General features: G+C 77.3%; 17 protein-coding genes. 9 read left to right on the forward strand and 8 right to left on the reverse strand.

The features are described from left to right. Positions 1–63: 63 nt before the first annotated feature. Positions 64–636, reverse strand: a complete 573-nt coding sequence (locus ACFUMH_RS04420; RefSeq protein WP_378200997.1) for a toxin — start codon at positions 634–636, stop codon at positions 64–66. Then, a complete protein-coding gene (gene malQ / locus ACFUMH_RS04425) occupies positions 633–2765 on the reverse strand; it encodes a 4-alpha-glucanotransferase (protein WP_378200999.1) in 2133 nt (710 codons plus the stop codon). Before malQ ends, ACFUMH_RS04420 begins: the two co-directional genes overlap by 4 nt. A gap of 186 nt (positions 2766–2951) precedes the next feature. Between malQ and ACFUMH_RS04430 the strand changes: the two genes are divergently transcribed. Together ACFUMH_RS04430 and ACFUMH_RS04435 are read left to right on the forward strand one after the other, a co-directional pair. Further along, the gene (locus ACFUMH_RS04430) at positions 2952–5186 is read left to right on the forward strand and encodes a prolyl oligopeptidase family protein (protein ID WP_378201002.1); all 2235 of its coding nucleotides are present in this window, start codon (positions 2952–2954) and stop codon (positions 5184–5186) included. Then, a complete protein-coding gene (locus ACFUMH_RS04435) occupies positions 5183–6421 on the forward strand; it encodes a mechanosensitive ion channel family protein (RefSeq protein WP_378201005.1) in 1239 nt (412 codons plus the stop codon). The genes ACFUMH_RS04430 and ACFUMH_RS04435 overlap by 4 nt, the downstream gene beginning before the upstream one ends. A gap of 50 nt (positions 6422–6471) precedes the next feature. On the opposite strand, the gene ACFUMH_RS04440 is transcribed toward ACFUMH_RS04435, so the two are convergent. Both ACFUMH_RS04440 and ACFUMH_RS04445 read right to left on the reverse strand, forming a co-directional pair. Beyond that, on the reverse strand, positions 6472–6942 hold the full coding sequence (locus ACFUMH_RS04440) for a PTS glucose transporter subunit IIA (protein WP_378201008.1): 471 nt from the start codon (positions 6940–6942) through the stop codon (positions 6472–6474). A gap of 37 nt (positions 6943–6979) precedes the next feature. Next, complete coding sequence (locus ACFUMH_RS04445; protein ID WP_378201011.1) at positions 6980–7558, reverse strand: glucose PTS transporter subunit EIIB; 579 nt, start codon at positions 7556–7558, stop codon at positions 6980–6982. Between ACFUMH_RS04445 and ptsP the strand changes: the two genes are divergently transcribed. The 7 genes from ptsP (at position 7530) to ACFUMH_RS04480 (ending at position 15331) form a co-directional block, all read left to right on the forward strand. Continuing rightward, positions 7530–9215 (forward strand): phosphoenolpyruvate--protein phosphotransferase, encoded by a 1686-nt coding sequence (gene ptsP, locus ACFUMH_RS04450; RefSeq protein ID WP_378201014.1) that lies wholly within the window; start codon positions 7530–7532, stop codon positions 9213–9215. The genes ACFUMH_RS04445 and ptsP overlap by 29 nt on opposite strands. 124 nt (positions 9216–9339) lie before the next feature. Further along, positions 9340–9723, forward strand: coding sequence for a globin (locus ACFUMH_RS04455; protein WP_378201017.1), 384 nt, complete (start codon positions 9340–9342; stop codon positions 9721–9723). A gap of 16 nt (positions 9724–9739) precedes the next feature. Then, positions 9740–10621, forward strand: coding sequence for an acyl-CoA thioesterase (locus ACFUMH_RS04460; RefSeq protein ID WP_378201020.1), 882 nt, complete (start codon positions 9740–9742; stop codon positions 10619–10621). Positions 10622–10745: 124 nt separating this feature from the next. Continuing rightward, positions 10746–11528 (forward strand): hypothetical protein, encoded by a 783-nt coding sequence (locus ACFUMH_RS04465; RefSeq protein WP_378201023.1) that lies wholly within the window; start codon positions 10746–10748, stop codon positions 11526–11528. Continuing rightward, complete coding sequence (locus tag ACFUMH_RS04470; RefSeq protein WP_378201026.1) at positions 11528–12445, forward strand: hypothetical protein; 918 nt, start codon at positions 11528–11530, stop codon at positions 12443–12445. The genes ACFUMH_RS04465 and ACFUMH_RS04470 overlap by 1 nt, the downstream gene beginning before the upstream one ends. Positions 12446–12500: 55 nt before the next feature. Continuing rightward, the gene (locus ACFUMH_RS04475) at positions 12501–13496 is read left to right on the forward strand and encodes a DNA topoisomerase IB (protein WP_378201029.1); all 996 of its coding nucleotides are present in this window, start codon (positions 12501–12503) and stop codon (positions 13494–13496) included. A gap of 146 nt (positions 13497–13642) precedes the next feature. Next, the gene (locus ACFUMH_RS04480) at positions 13643–15331 is read left to right on the forward strand and encodes an SDR family oxidoreductase (RefSeq protein ID WP_378201032.1); all 1689 of its coding nucleotides are present in this window, start codon (positions 13643–13645) and stop codon (positions 15329–15331) included. 63 nt (positions 15332–15394) lie between these two features. Here the strand turns inward: ACFUMH_RS04480 and ACFUMH_RS04485 are convergent, their stop codons facing one another. The 4 genes from ACFUMH_RS04485 to ettA all read right to left on the reverse strand — a co-directional run bounded on the left by ACFUMH_RS04485 (position 15395) and on the right by ettA (position 21423). Then, entirely contained in the window at positions 15395–15889 is a 495-nt protein-coding gene (locus ACFUMH_RS04485; protein ID WP_378201035.1) for an acyl-CoA thioesterase, read from the reverse strand. Positions 15890–16047: 158 nt separating this feature from the next. Then, complete coding sequence (locus tag ACFUMH_RS04490; protein WP_378201038.1) at positions 16048–17667, reverse strand: GTPase; 1620 nt, start codon at positions 17665–17667, stop codon at positions 16048–16050. Next, positions 17664–19727 carry an ABC transporter gene (locus ACFUMH_RS04495; protein ID WP_378201041.1) on the reverse strand — a complete coding sequence of 688 codons (2064 nt, stop codon included), beginning with the start codon at positions 19725–19727 and terminating at the stop codon, positions 17664–17666. Before ACFUMH_RS04495 ends, ACFUMH_RS04490 begins: the two co-directional genes overlap by 4 nt. 13 nt (positions 19728–19740) lie before the next feature. Next, positions 19741–21423 carry an energy-dependent translational throttle protein EttA gene (gene ettA / locus ACFUMH_RS04500; protein WP_378201044.1) on the reverse strand — a complete coding sequence of 561 codons (1683 nt, stop codon included), beginning with the start codon at positions 21421–21423 and terminating at the stop codon, positions 19741–19743. Positions 21424–21425 lie beyond the last annotated feature (2 nt).

Below are 21425 nucleotides of genomic sequence, written 5' to 3' on the forward strand. Positions count from 1 at the left end.
CACGGCGCGTCGCCCCTCGGCGCGTCGGTGCGATCCCGCGTGACCGGACGGCCCGTGCGGGCGTCAGCCGGCGTCCGTCACCGCACGGAGGAAGGCCGCCGCCTCCCGGGGCGAGCCGAGCCGCACGACCCGCGTCGTCCCGGCGGCGGCAAGCGCCGCGTACCTCTCCCGGTAGGCGTCGTGCATCGTCCACGCCCAGCGGACGATGTTCTGCTCCGGGTCGCGGCGCAGCAGGTTCACCAGCCGCTCGCGGTTGCCGTGCCACAGCTCCTGCCGGGTGACGCCGCGGCGCAGCGTGCGGCGCACGACGCGCGCCATGACCGTGCGCCGCGGGTAGTCGAGCCACACGACGGTGTCGGCGTCGTCGAGCATGCCGCCGAGCCTCGACTGCCAGCTGCCGTCGACGACCCAGCCGGGCGCGCCCGCGAGCCGGCCGGCGAGGTCGGCGCGGCCCTCCGCGGCGTCGCGGTGCACCCAGCCGGGCGCCCAGAACACGTCGTCGAGCTCCACGTGCGGGACGTCGAGCGCACGGGCGAGGGCCCGCGCGTACGTCGTCTTGCCCGCGCCGGAGTTGCCCACCACGCGCACGCGGCGCGGCAGCGGGTCCGGCGCCGTGGGCACCGGACCCGGCGTCATCCCTCGTTCATGACGCGCGCGAGCGACGCGAGCCGCGGGCTGGTCATCAGGTCCTCGAGGAGCACCACCGTGCCGGTGCCGTCGGCGAGCGGCACCTTCCAGTTCGGGTACTCCTGGTCGGTGCCGGGCTGGTTCTGCGCGCGCCGCTCCCCCACCGCGTCGGCGAGCGAGACGCCCACCAGCACGGACGGCGTCGCGAGCACCCACCGGTGCAGCGCCTCGACGACCTCGCGCTCGGACGGGTCGGCGCCGAGGACGCCCCGCTCGCGCAGCGCGTCGAGCATGCGGTCGCGCTCCGCGACGGCCTCGGCCTGCACCTCGCGCAGCGGCTTGGTGAGCAGCCCGAGCCGGTCGCGCAGCTGCACGTGCTCCCCGGCGAGGTACCCCGCGGTGGGCGGCAGGTCGTGCGTGGTCACGGTCGCGAGCACCTCGCGGCGGTACCGCTCCGGCGGCAGCGGGCCGTCGGGCGTCTGCTCGAACCACAGGACGGACGTGCCGAGCACGCCGCGCTCCGCGAGGTAGTCGCGCACCCACGGCTCGACGGTGCCGAGGTCCTCGCCGATGACGACCGCGCCGGCGCGCTGCGCCTCGAGCGCGAGGATCCCGACGAGCGCCTCGTGGTCGTAGCGCACGTACGCGCCCTCGGCGGCGCCGTTGCCCTCCGGCACCCACCACAGCCGGAAGAGGCCGATGACGTGGTCGATGCGGATCGCGCCCGCGTGCCGCAGCACCGTCCGCAGCATGTCCCGGTACGGCCGGTACGCGGCGCGCGCCAGCTCGGTCGGGTGCCACGGCGGCTGGGACCAGTCCTGCCCCTGCTGGTTGTACATGTCCGGCGGGGCACCCACGGAGGCGCCGGTCGCGAGGACGTCGCGCAGTGCCCACGAGTCCGCGCCGACGGGGTGCACGCCCACCGCGAGGTCGTGCATGATCCCGAGCGTCATGCCGCCGTCGAGGGCGGCCTGCTGCGCGTGGCCGAGCTGCTCGTCGGCGACCCACTGCAGCCACGACCAGAACCGCACGCGGTCCGCGAGCTCGACCGCCGCGGCGACGACCTCGTCCGACCACGGGTCGTGCAGCGCCGCCGGCCACGACTCCGGGGAGCCGTGCCGCTCGACGAGCGCGCACCACAGCGCGAAGGTGCGCAGCCCCTCGCCCTGCTCCTCGACGAACGCGTCGAACGCGGCCTGCCGCGCGGCCGAGCGGGGCTGCGCGAACACCACCTCGAGGGCGGCGCGCTTGGCCGCCCACGCGGCGTCACGGTCGATCGGCCCGGGGTCGGTGTCGAGCGGCAGGACCGGCTCGCCGGCCCACTCGACGAGCGCGCGGTCCGCGGCCGACAGGTACGCGGTCTCGCGCACGTCCTCCACGCGGACGTACAGCGGGTTGACGAACCGACGCGTCGTCGGCAGGTACGGGCTGGGGGTGAGCGGCTCGACCGGCTCGGCGGCGTGCAGCGGGTTGATGAGCAGGAAGTCGGCGCCGTGCCGGCCCGCGAGCCAGCCGAGGTCGGCGAGGTCCGCGAGGTCGCCGACGCCCCACGACGCCCGCGAGCGCACCGAGTACAGCTGCGCCATGAGGCCCCAGGCGCGACCGCCGTCCCGCAGCTGCTCGGGCAGCTCGAGGCGGTCGGGCGTCACGACGACGGGGCTGTGCGCGTGCGCGCTCGGGCCCTCGGCGCGGATCTCGTGCCACCCGAGCGGCAGGTCCGCCGGCAGCTCGAAGGTGGCGCGCCCGACGAGTCGCCCGTCGACGGTCCTCGGCTCGACGTAGACGTCGGCCTGCACGATCTCGCGCCGGCCGCCGCCGACCTCGGGGTCGAGCTCGAGCCACACGTCCACGGGGTCACCGTGCGTCACGTGCACGGGCACCTGCGCGGTGCGTCCCTGCCGCACCACGACCACCGGCGGCAGCGCGCGCCGCCACGGCGTGTTCTCGACGTGCGCGAGGGCCAGCGCGATGCGCTCGGGCGACGACGCGTCGACGCCGAGCGCGGCGAGCACGGCGCGCAGCGTGTGCGCGCTCGACTCGTGCTGCTCGCCGTCGTGGCCCTGGTAGCGGGCGACGATGTCGTACGCCTCCGCGAGGCGCAGCAGGTCGTCGGAGGGGCGGTCGGGCTGCTCGGGCACGCGTCGATCCTGCCACGCAGGTCCGTGACCTGCCCGGACAGCGGGGGTAGGGCGTCCGCGGTCGACCGCACGAGGTCGCGGGTCGGTCGCGACGTCGCGGGCCGCAGCCCGCGAGGTGGCACACGTCCCGCGACCTCGCGCGCCCCGGACGCGGACGCGGACCTTCGGTCCGTAGCCTGTCGGACCATGACCGACGCCTTGCCGAGCGCCGCCGCGCCGCACCACCTGACCTATCCGCCCGTGCCGCGGGAGGACCTCGTCGAGGACCTCCACGGGCGGCGCGTCGCCGACCCGTACCGCCGCCTCGAGGACCCGCAGGACCCCGCGACGCAGGCGTGGTCGGCGGCGCAGGACGCGCTGTACGCCGCGTACCGCGCGCGGGTCGTGGGCGCCGCGGCGACCGGGCCGTTCGCGGGCGACGCGCTGCGCGACCGGCTGGGCGCGCTCCTCGGCGCCGGCTTCGTCAGCGCGCCCGCGTGGCGCGGCGCGCGCCGGTTCGTCTCGCGCCGGGCGGGCGACCAGGAGCACGCCGTCGTCGTGGTGGTCGAGCCGGACGGCGCCGGCGGCGAGCGCGAGCGCGTCCTCGTCGACCCCCTCGCGCTGGACCCGGCCGGCACGACGACGCTCGACGCGTGGCAGCCGTCCAAGGAGGGCGACCTGCTCGCGTACCAGGTCTCCTCGGGCGGCACCGAGGAGAGCGTGCTGCACGTGCTGGACGTCGCGACGGGCGAGCTCGTCGACGGGCCGGTGGACCGCGCGCGCTACTCCCCCGTCGCGTGGCTGCCCGGCGGCGAGGCGTTCTACTACGTCCGCCGCCTCGCGCCCGCGCTGCTGCCCGCCGACGAGCAGCAGTACCACCGGCGCGTCTGGCTGCACCGCGTCGGCACGTCGCCCGAGCAGGACGTCGAGGTCTTCGGCGCCGGCCTCGACATGACGAACTACTACGGGGTGTCCGTGAGCCGGGACGGGCGCTGGCTGATCGTCTCGGCGTCCGCGGGGACGGCGCCGCGCACCGACGTGTGGATCGCGGACCTCACGGCCGCCGGCGGGGCCGAGGCACCCGCGTTCACCGAGGTCGCCGTCGGCCTGGACGCCGAGGTCGGGGCGTGGGTGGGCCGTGACGGCCGCCTGTACGTGCACACCGACCTCGACGCGCCGCGCGGGCGCGTGTGCGTCACGGACCCCACCACCCCGGGCGTCGCGCACTGGACCACGCTGGTGGCGCAGGACGACGAGGCGGTGCTCGAGGACGTCGCGCTGCTGGACGGCGGCGGCGACGACACGACCCCGACGCTGCTGGTCGCGTCGTGGCGCCGGCACGCCGTGAGCGAGGTGACGCTGCACGACCCCGCGACGGGTGCGCGGCACCCCGGCGACGCCGGACGCCTCGCGCTGCCGGGCCTCGGCTCGGTGTCCGGCCTCGTCACGCGTCCCGACGGCGGCACGTCCCTGTGGTTCTCCTACACGGACAACGTGACGGTGCCGCGCGTGCACCGCTTCGACGCCACCACCGGTGAGCTGACCGTGTGGGCGACGCCGCCGGGCGCCGTCCCGGACCTGCCCGACGTGCGGGCGCGGCAGGTGGAGGTGACGAGCGCCGACGGGACGACCGTGCGCGCGTTCGTGCTCGCGCGCGCCGACCGGCTCGACGCCGACGGCCGCCCGCTCGCCCCCGCCCCGACCGTGCTCTACGGGTACGGCGGCTTCCAGATCTCGCTCGACCCCGCCTACTCGGCGAGCACGCTGGCGTGGGTGGAGGCCGGCGGCGTCTACGTCGTCGCGAACCTGCGCGGCGGCGGCGAGGAGGGCGAGGAGTGGCACCGCGCCGGCATGCGCGGCGCCAAGCAGAACGTGTTCGACGACCTGTTCGCGGTCGCCGAGCACCTCGTCGCGGACGGCTGGACCACGACCGACCGGCTCGCCGTGTGGGGCGGCTCGAACGGCGGCCTGCTCGTCGGCGCGGCCGTGACGCAGCGCCCGGACCTGTGGGCGGCCGCCGTGTGCTCCGCGCCGCTGCTCGACATGGTGCGCTACCAGCGCTTCGGCCTGGGCGTCACGTGGACCGAGGAGTACGGCGACGCGGGCGTGCCCGAGGAGCTCGACTGGCTGCTCGGCTACTCGCCGTACCACCGCGTCGTGGACGGCACCGCGTACCCGGCCGTGCTGTTCACGGTCTTCGAGGGCGACACCCGCGTCGACCCGCTGCACGCGCGCAAGCTCGGGGCGGCGCTGCAGGCGGCGACGTCCGCGGACTCCGACGAGCGGCCCGTGCTCGTGCGACGCGAGGTCGGCGTCGGGCACGGCGGGCGCGCGCTGTCGCGCACCATCGGGCTGTCGGTCGAGCAGCTGCAGTTCGTCGCCGACCGGACGGGGCTGCTCACGTCGCTCGCGGGCGACGCCGACGCGGAGGGGGCCGCGTGAGGGCCGCACCCCTGCGGGCCGCGACCGCCACGCCCGCGCCGACGTCGACCGCCGAGCCGACGGACCGCAGCACGCTCCTGCCCGACGTGCCGCCGCCCGACGAGCGGTTCAACCCGGTCGCGTGGTGGGACGCCTTCTGGAGCTGGTTCGTGGGCCTGCCGCTGCGGATCGTGCTGATCCTGCTGATCGGCGCGCTCGTGCTCGCGGTGCTGCGCCGGTTCGTCACCTCCGTCACCAACCACATCGCGAAGGGCGACTCCCTGCTCGAGCGCGGCGTGCTGAAACCGCTCGGCGGCACCGAGGTGCGCTCCGTGCTGCAGCGCGCGAACCCCGTCGCCGCCGCACGCCGGGCGCAGCGGGCCCGCACGATCGGCTCCGTGCTGCGCTCGACGGCGTCGATCGTGGTCGGGTCCATCACCGTCGTCCTCGTGCTCGACGCCCTCGGCGTGAACATCGCGCCGCTCATCGCGTCGGCCGGGATCGTGGGCGTCGCGGTCGGCTTCGGCGCGCAGGCCCTCGTCAAGGACTTCCTCTCGGGCCTGTTCATGCTGCTGGAGGACCAGTACGGCGTCGGCGACGTCGTCGACGTGGGCCCCGCCACCGGCACGGTCGAGGCGGTCGGGCTGCGCGTGACGAAGGTGCGCGACGGTGACGGCACCCTCTGGTACGTGCCGAACGGGTCGATGCTGCGGGTCGGCAACAAGACGCAGGGCTTCGGCACCGCGACCGTCGAGCTCGACGTCGACTACTTCGCGGACCTCGACGAGGTCCGCGGCGTGCTCGAGCAGGCCGCGGCCGAGGTGGCCGCCGAGCCGGTGGTCGGCGCGTTCGTGCAGGGCTCGGCGACGGTCACGGGCGCCGAGCGGCTGAGCGCCGAGGCCGTCACCGTGAAGCTGAGCGTGCGGACGGAGCCGGGCAAGCACTGGGAGGTCGGCCGGCACCTGCGCGCGTCCGTGCGGCGCCGGCTCGCCGAGGCGGGCATCCCGCTCGGCGGTCAGCGGGACCTGCTGGCGGCGCACCGGGCGGAGGCGGACGGCGGGGCCGCGCCCGCGGGGGACGCCGCGGCGCCCGACGAAGCGGCACCCGACGCGACGGCACCCGACGCGGTGGCGCCGCCCGAGGGCGGCGGGCGCCCCGCGGCCGACCCCGCGGCCGTGCAGGAGGACCGCGACCCGCACGACACGCCGATCCACGACGCCGTGCACCCCGACCCCGACCGGCAGCGCGGCGCCTGACGCGCCGGCGCACGGTCCCGTCCGGCGGCGGGTGGGACCGTGCGGGCGGGTCAGCCCGCGGGCGTCCAGTCGAGGAGGGGCGCGCCGGCCTCGACGCGGGCGCCGTCGTCGACGAGGCGCGTCAGCGTCGCGGGGTCGCCCTGCAGGACGACGAGCGGGCACACGGTCGCGAGGCCCGCGGCGGCGACGTCGACCGGTGACCACGTCAGCAGGCGGTCGCCCGTGCGCACGTGCTGCCCGCGCTCGACGTGCAGCGTGAAGCCCGCGCCGGCGAGGCCGACGGTGTCGATGCCGACGTGCACGAGCACCGCGCGCTCGTCACCGAGCTCGAGCGCCACGGCGTGGGGGTGCAGCGACCCGACGACGCCGTCGCACGGGGAGACCACGTCCATCCGGGCGACCGCGTCGGGCTCCACCGCGACGCCGGGGCCGACCATCTCCTCGGCGAAGACCGGGTCGGGCACGTCCGCCATGGCGCGCACGAGCCCCGGCACGGGGCTGACCAGCCGGAGGGTGGTCACGCCGTCGTCCGGGGCACGGTCGTCCGGGCCGGGCCGGTCAGCGCAGCGTGTCGAGCTCGGCCGCGAGGTTGTCGGCCTCCGGGCCGACGATGACCTGCACGACGTGGCCGGAGCGCACGACGCCGAAGGCGCCGCTCGCCTTGAGCGCGGCCTCGTCGACCAGCTCCGCGTCGCCCACCTCGACCCGCAGCCGCGTGATGCAGGGCTCGAGGTCGACCACGTTGGTCTCCCCGCCCAGGGCGGCCAGGATCTGCTGTGCCTTGCTCAAGTGGTTCTCCCCACGGGTCGTCGCGTGCCGCACGTCCCGCGCACCGCCTCGGCGCGGGCGCACGTCACGTGCGTGCTGTCCCAGGCTACCGCCGTCGCCGGGCGTGCACCCACCGGTCCGGTCCTTCGTCCGTGGCGCGGCGCCGCGCCGTGTGGTCCGCCGCCCCTGCGGCGGGGCGGCCCGCGTGTCGGCGCTGGCACGTCGGGGGCCGTCCGCGACAGACTGCCCACGCACCGACGCCGCCGTCGGTGCGGTGCGCCGCCGCACCCGGGCCCCGCCCGCCGGCCGGCGCACCGCGGTGAGCAGCGAGGAGGCACGCGTGGGCAGCACGTCCGTCGTCACCGGCATCGGCGTGAGCCCGGGCCGGGCGGTCGCACCCGCGGCGCACCTGCCCGACCCCGTCGCCGAGCCGCCCGCCGGACGCCGCCTGCCACCGGGCGCCGACACGGAGGCCGCGGCGGCCCGCGTCGCCGCCGCCGCGGACGCCGTGCGCGCGGAGCTCGACGCCGCCGCGGAGGCCGCCGACGGCGCGAGCGCCGCCCTGCTGTTCGCGACCGCCGCGATGGCGGCCGACCCGTCGCTCGTCGCGGACGCGCAGGAGCGGGTCCGCGCCGAGCACCTGGTGCCGGAGCGCGCCGTGTGGGAGGCCGCCGACGCGGTGGCCGCGCAGCTCGCCGAGCTCGGCGGGTACATGGCGGAGCGCGTCCGCGACATCGTCGACGTCCGCGACCGGCTCGTCGCCCGCCTCACCGGCCGCCCGGCACCCGGCCTGCCGGCCCGTCCGCACCCGTACGTGCTCGTCGCGCACGACCTCGCGCCCGCCCTCACCGCGACGCTCGACCCGGCGCGCGTGCTCGCCGTCGTCACGGCGGCCGGCGGCCCGACGTCGCACACCGCGATCCTCGCCCGCGCGCGGGGCATCCCCGCCGTCGTCGCGGCCGCCGGGGCCGCGGACGTCGCGGAGGGGACGACGCTCCTCGTCGACGGCGCGTCCGGGACCGTCACACTCGACCCGCCGGCCGACGCGGTCGAGCGCGTGCGGGCGCTCGCGGCGGCCGTCCGCACCTTCGACGGGGACGGCCGCACCGCCGACGGGCGGCGCGTCGAGCTGCTCGCGAACGTCGGCGACCCCGCGGAGGCCGAGGCCGCGGCCGCCTCCGGCGCCCAGGGCGTGGGGCTGTTCCGCACCGAGTTCGCGTTCCTCGACCGGACGGAGGCGCCGACCGTGGACGAGCAGGTCGCGGCCTACGGGCGGGTGCTGGCCGCGTTCGAGGGGCGCAAGGTCGTCGTCCGCACGCTCGACGCGGGAGCCGACAAGCCGCTGCCCTTCCTGCACGCGGCCCCCGAGGCGAATCCCGCCCTCGGCGTGCGCGGGCTGCGCGTCGCCGAGACGCACCCGCAGGTGCTCGAGGACCAGCTGACGGCGATCGCGCGGGCCGCCGCGGGGCACCCCGGCACGACGACGTGGGTGATGGCGCCGATGGTCGCCACCGTGGACGAGACCGAGACGTTCGTCGCCGCGTGCGCGCGGCACGGGCTGGGCACCGCGGGGATCATGGTCGAGGTGCCGAGCGCCGCCCTCCTCGCGGCGCCGATGCTCGCGCACGCCGCCTTCGCGAGCGTCGGGACCAACGACCTCACGCAGTACACGATGGCCGCGGACCGGCTGCTCGGCGCCGTGGCGCGCCTGTCCGACGCGTGGCAGCCGGCCGTGCTGCGGCTCGTCGAGGCGACCGCGCAGGGCGGTGCCGCGCAGGGCCGCCCGGTCGGCGTCTGCGGTGAGGCCGCCGCGGACCCGGCGCTGGCCGTCGTCCTCGTTGGCCTCGGCGTCACGTCGCTGTCGATGACGCCGCGCGCGCTGCCCGACGTCGCGGCGGTGCTGGGCGCGACGACGTGGGACGAGTGCCGCCGCCTCGCCCGGCTGGCGGTGACGTCGCCCGGCGCGGAGCACGCCCGCGCCGTCGTCCGCCGGGAGCTGCCCGTGCTCGACGAGCTGGGCCTGTGACGGGGCACGCCCCGCCGGCGCGCCGCGCACCCCGTGCGGCACGCCCCCGGCAGGCGTGTGACGTGCGCCGCGGCGCCGGTGCGCGCGGGCCGGTCGCCGGTCCCCGCGTGTGAGGATGGGCGGCGTGAGAGCCGACTCCTTCTACGAGGCCGTCGGCGGGCACGCGACCTTCGTGCGGCTCGTCGACGAGTTCTACCGCGGCGTCGCCGAGGACCCGGTGCTCAAGCCCATGTACCCCGAGGAGGACCTCGGCCCCGCCGCCGAGCGCCTCACCCTCTTCCTCGAGCAGTACTGGGGCGGGCCGACCACCTACTCCGAGCAGCGCGGGCACCCGCGGCTGCGGATGCGGCACGCGCCGTACAAGGTCAACCCCGACGCCCGCGACCGCTGGCTCGCGCACATGCGCACGGCCGTCGACAGCCTCGGCCTGGCCCCGCTGCACCAGGCGCAGCTGTGGGACTACCTCGAGCGCGCGGCGTTCTCCATGCTCAACACGTTCGAGGACTGACGGGACCACCGCCGCCATGACCGACCTCACCGGCACCGACGACCCCACGGCCGCCGTCCTGCGCGTCCTCGACGTCGCCGCCGACGACGAGACGCCCGACCTCTTCCACGCGACCAGCCTCGCCCAGCCCGGCGGCCGGGTGTTCGGCGGCCAGGTGCTCGCGCAGGCGCTGCTCGCCGCGGGCCGCACGGTCGCGCCGGACCGGCTTCCGCACTCGCTGCACGGGTACTTCCTGCGCCCCGGCGACGTGACCAAGCCGATCGCGCTGACGGTCGAGCGGCTGCGCGACGGGCGCTCGTTCACCGCGCGGCGCACCCACGCGCTCCAGGACGGGCAGCCGATCCTGTCGATGATCGCGTCGTTCCAGGAGGAGCAGCCGGGCACCGACTACGCCGAGGAGATGCCGGCGGACGTGCCCGCGCCCGAGGACGTCGTCTCGGCCCTCGACCAGCTCGGCGGCATCGACCACCCCGTCGCGAAGTTCTGGACCCAGGAGGCCGCCTTCGACGTGCGGCACGTCGGCGGGTCGCTGTACCTGCGCGCCGACCGCGACCCCGGGCTCGGCCGCCAGATGGTGTGGATGCGCTCGCGCCGCCCCCTGCCCGACGACCGCCTGCTGCACCGCGCGCTGCTCGCCTACGCGTGCGACCAGGTGATGCTCGAGCCGGTCCTGCGCCGCGCCGGCCGGTCCTGGGTGACGCCGGGGCTGTCGATGGCGAGCCTCGACCACGCGATGTGGTGGCACCGCGACGTGCGCGTCGACGACTGGCTGCTGTACGTGCAGTCGACGCCGAGCGCGCAGGGCGGCCGCGGGCTCGGCGCCGCGCGCGTCTTCACCCGCGACGGCACGCTCGTCGCGTCGGTCGCCCAGGAGGGCATGGTGCGCCTGCCCGACTGACCCGACGGCGCGCCGACCCGACGGGCCGGCCGACCCGACGGACCCGGCGTATCTCGTCACGCCGTCGCCGCCTCCTCCCAGCGGGGGCCGGACGGCTCCCGGGGCCGACGGGACGGTGGTCGTCATGGTCGTCGCGGGGACGGGACGCGGGGCGCGCGCGCGGGGACGCGGGGCGCTGCCCGCCGCCGTCGTTGCGCTGCTGCTGGCGGGCTGCGGGGCAGGTGCTCCCGGCGGGCCCGAGGCACCGGGTGCGAGCGGGCCGCCCGGCACGGCGGGCACGAGCGCCCCCGCGGACGCCGTCGAGACCGCCGACCCGGTGGTGCCGGAGGACCCCGACGCCGTGGAGGGAGCCGCCCCGGGCGACGGCGGCGGCATCGCGATCGAGGTGGCCGGGCTGCCGGTGGGCGGCAACGCGCCGCTCGACCAGGACGGCACGTGGTGCTTCCCGCTCTTCTGGTCCGACGCGGAAGCCGACGGCGTCGTCGTCGACATCCACACCGTGCGCGTCGAGGATCCCGGCGCCACCGTCCGGGACGAGCCCTGCGACGGCCGGCCGCCGTGCGCCGGTGCCCGGCTGGTCGGGGGCGCCGGCAGCTGCAGCCTGCTCGTCACGCCGCCCTCGCCCGAGGTGACGGGCGTGCGGGTCGCGCTCGACGCGACGGTGCGGTGCACCGAGCGGGCGCAGTGCGACGCGGTCCGCGGCGCGGGGTGGCAGTGGCTGGACGCGCCGGCCCGCGCGGCGACGGCGACCGAGCCGGGCGACGGCACGGGCACCGGCACCGACACCTGGGACGGCGGTGACGGCGCGGAGGCGCCGGGCACCGAGGCGCCGGGGGCGGACGACGCGGGTCCGGACGACGCGGGTCCGGACGACCCGGGTCCGGGCGCACACGGCACGGAGGGGTGATGACCGGGCCCGCCACCGACGACGGCGCGGCGACGGCCGGCACCGCCGCGACGCTGGCGCGGGTCGGCAGCGTGCTCGGCACCGTCGTCGCGCCGGCGACGGGCGTCAGCGCGCTGCTGTTCTACTTCGGGTACGTGTCCACCCGCGCGCAGCTGGCGTACTTCGGCGTCGACGTCGACGTGCTGGGGATGGCCACGCAGGACTACGTCATGCGCGCGCCGCAGCCGCTGCTCGTGCCGACCCTCGGGCTGCTCCTGCTCACCGCCGCGCTCGTGTGGGCCGACGGACGCCTGCGCCGGTGGGCGCGCGACGCCGGTGCGGGGCACGTCCGGGCGTGGCAGCGCGCCCTGCGGGCGGTGGGCGGGACGCTGGTCGGGGCCGCCGGGGCGCTCCTGCTCGCCTACCCCGCCGTCGGCCGGTGGCCGCCGTACGCCCTCGTCACGCCGGTCGCGCTGGGGCTCGGGGCGCTGCTGCTCGCGCGGGCGCTCACGTGGGCGGGCGCCGACGCCCTGGGTGCGGCCCGCGGCGGTACGGCGCCCGGCACGCGCACCACCGCCGTCGTGCTCGTCCTCGTCGTCGTCGCGTCCGTGTTCTGGGCCGCGGCGACGCTCGCGCAGTGGTCGGGCCTCGGGCAGGCGAAGGCGCTCGCGCGCGACCTGACCCGCCTGCCCGCCGTGGTCGTCGACACGTCCGAGCCGCTGTTCCCCGCCGACCCCGTCGTCGGGCAGACCGTGCTGGCCGGACCGGACGGCACGGCCACCGGTCAGCGCTTCCGCTACCGCGGCCTGCGCCTGCTCGCCGAGGGCGACGGCCGGCTCTTCCTCGTGCCGGAGCGGTGGTCCCCGGCGGGGTCCACCTACGTGGTCGACCCGGACGACGCCCGGGTGCGCTTCCGGTTCGTCGACGACCCGCCGTGACGCCCGTGCACGCCTCGACGAGCGCCGGCGCCCGCGCCGGGTGACACTTCCGGCCATGGTCCGGCTCCGACGTGTGCGCATCGACCAGCCCGGCTGGACGCGACGCCGGGCCGGCAGCGGCTTCGTGTACCTCGACGCCGACCGCCGGCGCATCGACGACCCCGAGCACCTCGAGCGCGTCACCACGCTGGCGATCCCGCCCGCGTGGAAGGACGTGTGGATCTGCCCGTGGCCGAACGGGCACATCCAGGCGGCCGGGTTCGACGACGCGCAGCGCCGTCAGTACCTCTACCACCAGCAGTGGCACGCGCGGCGGGCGCGGCTCAAGCACGACCACGTGCTCGAGGTCGCCCGGCGCCTGCCCGCGGCGCGGCGGCGCGTCCGGCAGGACCTCGGGCTCGAGGGCATGCCGCGCGACAAGGCGCTCGCGCTCGCGTTCCGGCTGCTCGACCTCGCGTACCTGCGCGTCGGCGGCGAGGGGTACGCGCGCCGCAACGGCTCGTTCGGGCTCGCGACCCTGCGCCGCGAGCACGTCCAGGTGCTCGCGCCCGCGCACGACGCCGACCCCGGCGCCGTGCACCTCGTGTTCCCCGCGAAGTCGGGGCAGGTGCGCGACACGGTGGTCGAGGACGAGGTCGTCGCCGAGCTGTGCCGCACGCTGCTGCGCCGCCGCGACCCCAGCCCCGAGCTGCTGGCGTGGCGCGACGACGCCGGCTGGCACGACGTCACGAGCAGCGACGTCGCCGCGTACGTCAAGGACCGGCTCGGTGACGCCTCGCCGAAGGACTTCCGCACGTGGCACGCGACCGTGCTCGCCGCCCGAGGGTTCGCCGCGGCGGGTCCCCCGCCGACGAGCGAGCGCGGGCGGCGCCGCGTGGTCGCGACCGTGGTGAAGGCCGTCGCGGAGGAGCTGGGCAACACGCCGGCGGTCGCCCGCGCGTCGTACGTGGACCCGCGCGTCGTCGAGCTGTGGGAGCGCGGCGAGACGATCGCGCCGACGCGGTCGCAGGCGGTGGCGGAGAAGCGCACGCTCGCGCTGCTGGGCGGCTGACCGGCCGACGGACGGCGGGACGGCGGGACGGCGGGCGGACGGGCCGGCGGGCGGTGGCGCCGGCAGGCGGAGGGGTCGGTAGGCGGAGGCGCCGACCGGCACGGGCTCCGGGTGCGGTGCCCGTGCACCGGCCGCACACTGCCCGGGTGACCCACGACGCCGCCCGGCCCGACGACGCCGCCGGGCCGGGCCTCGCCCCCGAGCCGGTCGCGACCACCCTCGCCGGGCTGGTGCCCGGCACCGGGCCCGACGGCCGACCGCGCCCCGACGCGCCGCTCGTGGCCGTCACCGGCGTCACCGGCTACGTCGGCGGGCGCCTCGTGCCGGAGCTGCTGGCCGCCGGCTACCGCGTGCGGGCTGTCGCCCGGCACCCCGACCGGCTCCGCGGACGCCCCTGGTACGACGACGTCGAGGTCGTGGAGGGCGACGCGTCCGACCTCGACGACATCCGGGCGGCCCTGACCGGCACGTCCGTCGCCTACTACCTCATCCACTCCCTCGGCACGGGGCGGTCCTTCGAGCAGCGCGACCGGCGGACGGCGCTGACGTTCGCGCAGGCGGCGCGCGAGGCGGGCGTCGGCCGGATCGTCTACCTCGGGGGCCTGCACCCGGAGGGCGAGGAGCTGTCGCCGCACCTGGCGTCGCGCACCGAGGTCGGCGAGATCCTGCTCGCCTCGGGCGTGCCGACGACCGTGCTGCGCGCCGCGGTGATCCTCGGGTCGGGCTCCGCGTCGTTCGAGATGATGCGCTACCTCACCGAGCGGCTGCCCGCGATGACGGTGCCGACGTGGGTGGACAACCGCATCCAGCCGATCGCGGTCCGGGACGTGCTGCGCTACCTCGTCGGGTCGGCGGCGATGCCGGCGGACGTGTCGCGGGCCTTCGACATCGGCGGGCCCGACGTCCTCACGTACCGCGAGATGATGCAGCACTACGCGGAGATCGCCGAGCTGCGGCGCCGGGTCATCGTGGGCGTGCCGGTGCTCACGCCGCGGCTGTCGAGCCACTGGGTGTCGCTGGTGACGCCCGTGCCCGGCGGGCTCGCGCGCCCGCTGGTGGAGTCGCTCGTGCACGAGGTCGTGTGCGACGAGCACGACGTCGCCCGGTACGTCCCCGACCCGCCCGGCGGGCTCATCGGCTTCGACCGCGCCGTGCGGCTCGCGCTCACGCGCATCCGGGAGGCGAGCGTCACCACGCGGTGGTCGTCGGCCGCCGTGCCGGGCGCGCCCAGCGACCCGCTGCCGTCGGACCCGGACTGGGCCGGGGGCTCGCTGTACGTCGACGAGCGGCGCGTCGACGTCGACGCCTCCCCCGCGGCGCTGTGGCGCGTCATCGAGGCCGTCGGTGGCGAGCGCGGGTGGTTCTCGTGGTCGCTCGCGTGGCGCGTGCGCGGTCTCCTGGACCGGGTCGTCGGCGGTCCCGGCCTGCGCCGCGGGCGCCGCGACCCGAGCCGGCTCCTGCTCGACGACGCCGTCGACTTCTGGCGGGTCGAGGCGCTCGAGCCGGGACGCCTGCTGCGGCTGCGCGCCGAGATGCGCCTGCCCGGGCTCGCGTGGCTCGAGCTGCGGGTCGAGCCGTCGGACCGGACGCACGACGACGCGGGTCACGGCGACGGCGGGCACGACGACGGCGACGCGTGGACGAGGCCGCCGACGGTGTTCGCGCAGCGTGCGCTGTTCCACCCGCACGGGCTCGCCGGGCAGCTCTACTGGTGGTCGGTGTACCCGTTCCACGGCGTGGTCTTCGGCGGCATGCAGCGCAACATCGCGCGCGCCGCGGAGACCGCCGAGCGCGCACGGACGGACCGGGCGCCGAACGCGGACGGTCGCCTCTGACGGGGCCGGCCCGGCCCACGCGGGTCGTGTCGCGCGGTGGTCGCGCGCGGTGCGCCCGCGCCGTCAGCGGCGGCGGCGCAGCCGGACGGGCTCCTCGACGAACGCCTCCCACGCCGCCCGCTGCTCCGCGGCGATCCGCTGCGGGGCCCCGGTGCCGACGTCGACGAGCACGAGGGTGGTGACGGCACGCGCGTACGGGGCGGACGTGTCCACCGCCGCGGGGGCGTCCCGCACCTCGTAGCAGACGTCGAGGCTCGCGCCCCCGAGGTGGCCGATCCACATCTCGACGACGACGGGCGCCCGCCGGTACGCGAGCGGGCGCACGTACTCGATCTCCTGCCGGGCGACGAGCGTCGCCAGCCCGGACCCGGGGCTCGCGTCGAGCACCGCCGTCGGCCACGCACCGTCGGGGCGCGTGCCGTCCGCGCCGACGGGGTGGCTCCAGAACGCCTCGATGCGTGCCTCCTCGAGGAGGCGCAGCATCTCGACGTTGTTGACGTGCCCGTACGCGTCCATGTCCGACCAGCGCAGCTGCACCGGGACCTCGAGCCGTGCCATCCGTGTCCTTCCCTGCGGGCACCGGGGGTGCCGTCCGTGCGGCGCGCGGGGCGTGTCGCGGCCCGTGCGCAGCGTGCCTGTGCCGGCGCCGTCGGGCGCGGCGTGCCCGTGCGGCGGTCGGTGCGTGGCCGCCACGCAGGGTGACGGCCGGTCGGCGTTCAGCGTCGGCGGCGACCTCCGTCGCCGGCGGCCCGCCGGGCCAGGTCCCGGCACGAGCGCCAGCGGGCGAGCTCGGTGGTGACCGGGTCGACGACGCGCGCGGTGGCGACGGCGGCGACCGACGCCCGCAGACGCCGGCGCGCCCGGGCCGCCTGCCGGCGCCCTTCCGCCCACGCGCCGACCGTGCCGAGCAACGTGAGCAGGAGGCCGAGCGCGAGGCCGCCCGCCACGAGGACCGTCGGCGCCGGCAGCGGACCCCACTCGGGCGTCACCGGCTCCGGGAGCCGCAGGTACGTCAGGCCGGCGAGCACCCCGAGCCACACGAGGCCGCCCACGAGCGCGGCGACGCCGGCCCACTGGAGCACGTCGACGGCGCGCGCCCACCACGGCGCCCGCGCGGGCAGCAGCGTCGTCGAGGCGACCGCCACGTCGAGGTCGTCGGCGAGGCCGCCCGTGCGCACGTCGGCGCGCACGGCGAGCACCCACGCGTCGGGCAGGCCCGTCGTGGCGTCGTCGAGCCAGCCCCGCACGGCGTTCGCGGCCTGCGCCTGCACCTGCGGGCCGGCGGGCGGGAGCGACGTGCGGTCGGCGTCGGCGGCGTCGCGCGGGCCGGTCTGCAGGTGCAGGCGACGCAGCGGGTCGGGACGCAGGCGCCCGACCAGGCGCAGCGGCGGCCAGCCGGTGCGGGCACGCACCCGGCGCGCGGCAGAGCGGCGGACCGCGTCGACGACCGTCGGCACCCCCGCGGCGTGCTCGAGGGCGGTGACGAGCCGGTCGGCCGGCGGCACGTCCCGGCGCGCGTCGGCGTCGCCGTCGAGCGCGTCGGCCACGGCACCGGCGACCCGCGCGACGTCGGCGCGCAGGCGGTCGGCCGCCGCACGCCGCCGCTCCGCCGCGCGCGCCAGCAGCGCGCGCAGGTCGTCGACGCCCTCGCCGGTGCGCGCGCTCACGGGCACCGTCGGCACGTCGCCGAGGCCGTCCTCGGACGCGAGCCGCCGCACGTCGGCCCGCCACGTCTCCCGCTCGTCCGGCCGGAGCCGGTCCGCGTGGTTGAGCGCGAGCACCATGACGCCGGCGTGGCCCGCCAGCGGGCGCAGGTAGCGCTCGTGGAGCACCGCGTCGGCGTACTTCTGCGGGTCGAGCACCCACACGAGCAGGTCGGCGCGCGCGTACAGCCGCTCGGCGGTGGCCCGGTGCTCCTGCACGACGGAGTCGTGGTCGGGCAGGTCGAGCAGGACGAGGCCCGTCGGCAGCCCGCGGGTCGCGGGGTCGTCCACGGGGAGCTCGCGGCGGTCCCCCACCTCGAGCCAGTCGAGCAGCGCATGCACGTCCTCCGCGGTGGCGACCGCGGCGAGCGGGCGCGACGTCGTCGGACGCAGCGTGCCGGGGCGCGCGACGTCGGCCCCGGCCAGGGCGTTGAACAGCGACGACTTGCCCGAGCCCGTCGCGCCGGCGAGCGCGACGACCGTCGTGGACGGTGCGAGCGCGAGCCGTTCGCGGACCTGCGCGACGACGCGTGCGCCCTCCGCGGCGAGCACCGGGTCGAGCCGGTGCCCGGCCGTGCGCAGGAGCCCGTCGAGGGCGTCGGTCCGCTCGGCCAGGTCGTCCGGCCGGCTCACCGGGCGTCCTCGTCGCGGCCCGTGACCCGGCGCCACCAGCCGCGCAGGCCGCCGGGGGCGGGTGCGTCGGCGGCCGCCGTGGCCGACGGCGCGGCGCCCGGGCGGCGCGCACCCACGCCCCGCAGCCCGCCGGTGCGGCCGCTGACGTCGTCCGCGGTCGGGCCGGGCGCGCCCGCCCCGTCGTCCGCGCCGGCGCCCCGCAGCGGCACCGCCGCCACGCGCGCCGCGGCCGCGCGCACGCCGGCGCCGCCCGCGTCCGCCGTGCCGAGCGCGTCGAGCTGGGCGGTGTAGCGCGCCGCCTCCGCGTCGAGCACGCCCCGCACGCGCGCGAGCAGCCGCTCGTGCGCGGACTCCGTGAGGCGGCGCACGGCGTCGTCACCGAAGACCGCCTCGAGCAGCCGCTGCGCGAGCACGGCGGTGCCGCCGGCGATGCCGACCTCCGCGCCGGTCAGCCCGCCCGTCGAGGCGAAGACCGCGAGCATGAGCGCGGCACCGAGGCCGTTGACGCCGAACGACAGCGCCCGCGCCTGCGTCCGCCGGTCCGCGCCCTCGTCGGCGACCAGCGCGAGCACGTCGTCCTGCCAGCCGCGGACCTGCGCGGCGATCGCGTCGCGCAGCCGCGCGGACGACCGCGAGAGGGCCAGCCCGTCGAGCAGGGCCGCACCGGCGGGGTCGGCGCGCCACGCGGCGTACGCACGGTCGGCCGCCTGCTCGGCCGCGTCGAGCACCACGGCGTCGAGGCTGCGGCCGATGGCGGCGGCGAGCGCCGGCTCCTCCGCACGCCGCCCGCGCACAGCGGACGTCAGGCGGTCCCGCCAGCGCGAGACGCGCTCCTCGACGGACCGCATGAACTCACCCGTGCCGACGACGTCCTGCCACCGCGCGAGCACCTCGCCGCGCAGCATGCGCCCGTCGGACGTCGCGCGCCCGACGTCGACGAGCGCCGCCCCGTACGCGGTGCGCACGGCCGCGCGCAGGCGGGCGTCCGCCGCCTCCTGCGCGTCCGCCGCGTCGGCCACCAGGCCCGCGCGGACGACGAGGTCGGCGACGAGCCCGTCGCGCGTCCGCTCGACGACGCCGCGCCGCGCGGCCGGGTCGGCCGCGAGCCGGGTCAGCCACTCGGCGACGGGCGCCACGGCCCACGCCGGCAGGAGCCCGTCCTCGGGCTCGACCTCGGGGACCACGAGCACGGGCGTGCCCGCGAGCCCGTGCTCCGCGAGCATCGACGTGAGGTGCGTGCGGACCGCGTCCTCCTCGCCGGGGTCGACGCGGTCGAGCACGAGCGCCAGCTCGACGCGCCGCTGCGCGGCCGTCGCGAGCAGCTCCCACGGCACGGCGTCGGCGTAGCGCGCGGCCGTGGTGACGAACAGCCAGAGGTCCGCGGCACCGAGCAGCTGCCGTGCCAGCGCACGGTTCTCGTCGACGACGGAGTCGATGTCCGGCGCGTCGAGCAGCGCCAGCCCCTGCGGCACGGCGTCGCTCGGGACGAGCCGCAGGCCGGCGTGCCCGGCGGCGCCCGTGCCGTCCGGGGACGCGGCGCCCGCGGCACCGGGGGCGACCGCGTCCGACCCGGCGCCGTGCCCGCCGACGAGCCGCGCCAGGCCCGGCAGCACCCGGTCCGTGGTGAACCAGCGGCCGTCGAGCGGGTGGTGCACCAGCACGGGCCACCGCGTCGTCGGCCGCAGCACGCCCGCCGTCGACACCGGGGCACCGAGCAGCGAGTTGACCAGCGTGGACTTGCCCGCGCCGGTGGAGCCACCGAGGACCGCGAGCACCGGCGCGGCGGCCGCGCGCAGCCGCGGCAGCAGGTAGTCGTCGAGCTGCTCGACCGCCTGGCGGCGCACGGCCCGCGCCTCCGCGACGCCCGTGCCCTCGAGCGGCAGCTCGACCTGGCCGAGCCGCAGACCGAGCACCTCGAGCGCCTCGACGAGCCCGTCGCCGGGCGCAGCAGCGGCGGGCGCAGCAGGGGCGGGCGCAGCAGCGGGAGGCGACGCGCCCGCCCGCCCCGCCGGACCCCCGGGGTCCGGCGCGTCGGGGCGGACGGGCGCGTCGTCGCTCATGCTGACCGCGGCCTCAGTCGCGCCGCAGCTTGCGGTGCGTCACGCGGTGCGGGCGGGCCGCGTCGGCGCCGAGGCGCTGCACCTTGTTCTCCTCGTAGGACGCGAAGTTGCCCTCGAACCAGTACCAGGCCGACGGGTCCTCCTCGGTGCCCTCGTACGCGAGGATGTGCGTCGCGACGCGGTCGAGGAACCACCGGTCGTGCGAGACGACCACGGCGCAGCCGGGGAACTCGAGCAGCGCGTTCTCGAGCGAGCCGAGCGTCTCGACGTCGAGGTCGTTGGTCGGCTCGTCGAGGAGCAGCAGGTTGCCGCCCTGCTTGAGCGTCAGCGCGAGGTTGAGCCGGTTGCGCTCACCGCCCGACAGCACGCCGGCGGGCTTCTGCTGGTCCGGGCCCTTGAAGCCGAACGCGGCGACGTACGCGCGCGACGGCATCTCGACGTTGCCGACCTTGAGGAAGTCGAGGCCGTCGGACACGACCTCCCACAGCGTCTTCTTCGGGTCGATGCCGCCGCGGCTCTGGTCGACGTACGAGATCGAGACGGTCTCGCCGATCTTCAGGTCGCCGCCGTCGAGCGGCTCCAGGCCGACGATCGTCTTGAACAGCGTCGTCTTGCCGACGCCGTTCGGGCCGATGACGCCGACGATGCCGTTGCGCGGCAGCGTGAAGCTGAGGCCGTCGATGAGCGTGCGGCCGTCGAAGCCCTTGACCAGGTCCTTGGCCTCGAGCACGACGTTGCCCAGGCGCGGGCCCGGCGGGATCTGGATCTCCTCGAAGTCCAGCTTCCGCGTCCGCTCCGCCTCGGCCGCCATCTCCTCGTAGCGGGCCAGGCGCGCCTTCGACTTCGTCTGGCGGCCCTTCGCGTTCTGGCGGACCCACTCGAGCTCGTCCTTGAGGCGCTTGGCGAGCTTCGCGTCCTTCTTGCCCTGGACGTTCAGGCGCTCCTGCTTCTTCTCCAGGTACGTGGAGTAGTTGCCCTCGTACGGGTAGAGGCGCCCGCGGTCGACCTCGCAGATCCACTCCGCGACGTGGTCGAGGAAGTAGCGGTCGTGGGTGACGGCGAGGATCGCGCCGGGGTACTGCTGCAGGTGCTGCTCGAGCCACAGCACGGACTCGGCGTCCAGGTGGTTGGTGGGCTCGTCGAGCAGGAGCAGGTCCGGCTTCTCGAGCAGGAGCTTGCACAGCGCGACGCGGCGGCGCTCACCACCCGACAGGACGTTGACGTCCGCGTCCGGCGGCGGGCACCGCAGGGCGTCCATCGCCTGCTCGAGCTGCGCGTCGAGGTCCCACGCGTCGGCGGCGTCGATCGCCTCCTGCAGCTGGCCCATCTCGGCGAGCAGCGCGTCGAAGTCTGCGTCCGGGTCGGCCATGAGGGCCGAGATCTCGTTGTAGCGGTCGAGCTTGCCCTTGATCTCGGCGACGCCCTCCTCGACGTTGCCGAGCACCGTCTTCTCGTCGTTCAGCGGCGGCTCCTGCTGCAGGATGCCGACCGTGTAGCCGGGCGACAGCCGCGCCTCGCCGTTCGACGGCTGGTCGAGCCCGGCCATGATCTTGAGGATCGTGGACTTCCCGGCGCCGTTGGGGCCGACGACGCCGATCTTCGCGCCGGGGAGGAAGTTCAGGGAGACGTCGTCGAGGATGACCTTGTCGCCGTGCGCCTTGCGCGCCTTGTACATGGAGTAGATGAACTCAGCCACTG

Source organism: Cellulomonas sp. NPDC057328 (assembly GCF_042667215.1).
Lineage (GTDB): Bacteria > Actinomycetota > Actinomycetes > Actinomycetales > Cellulomonadaceae > Cellulomonas.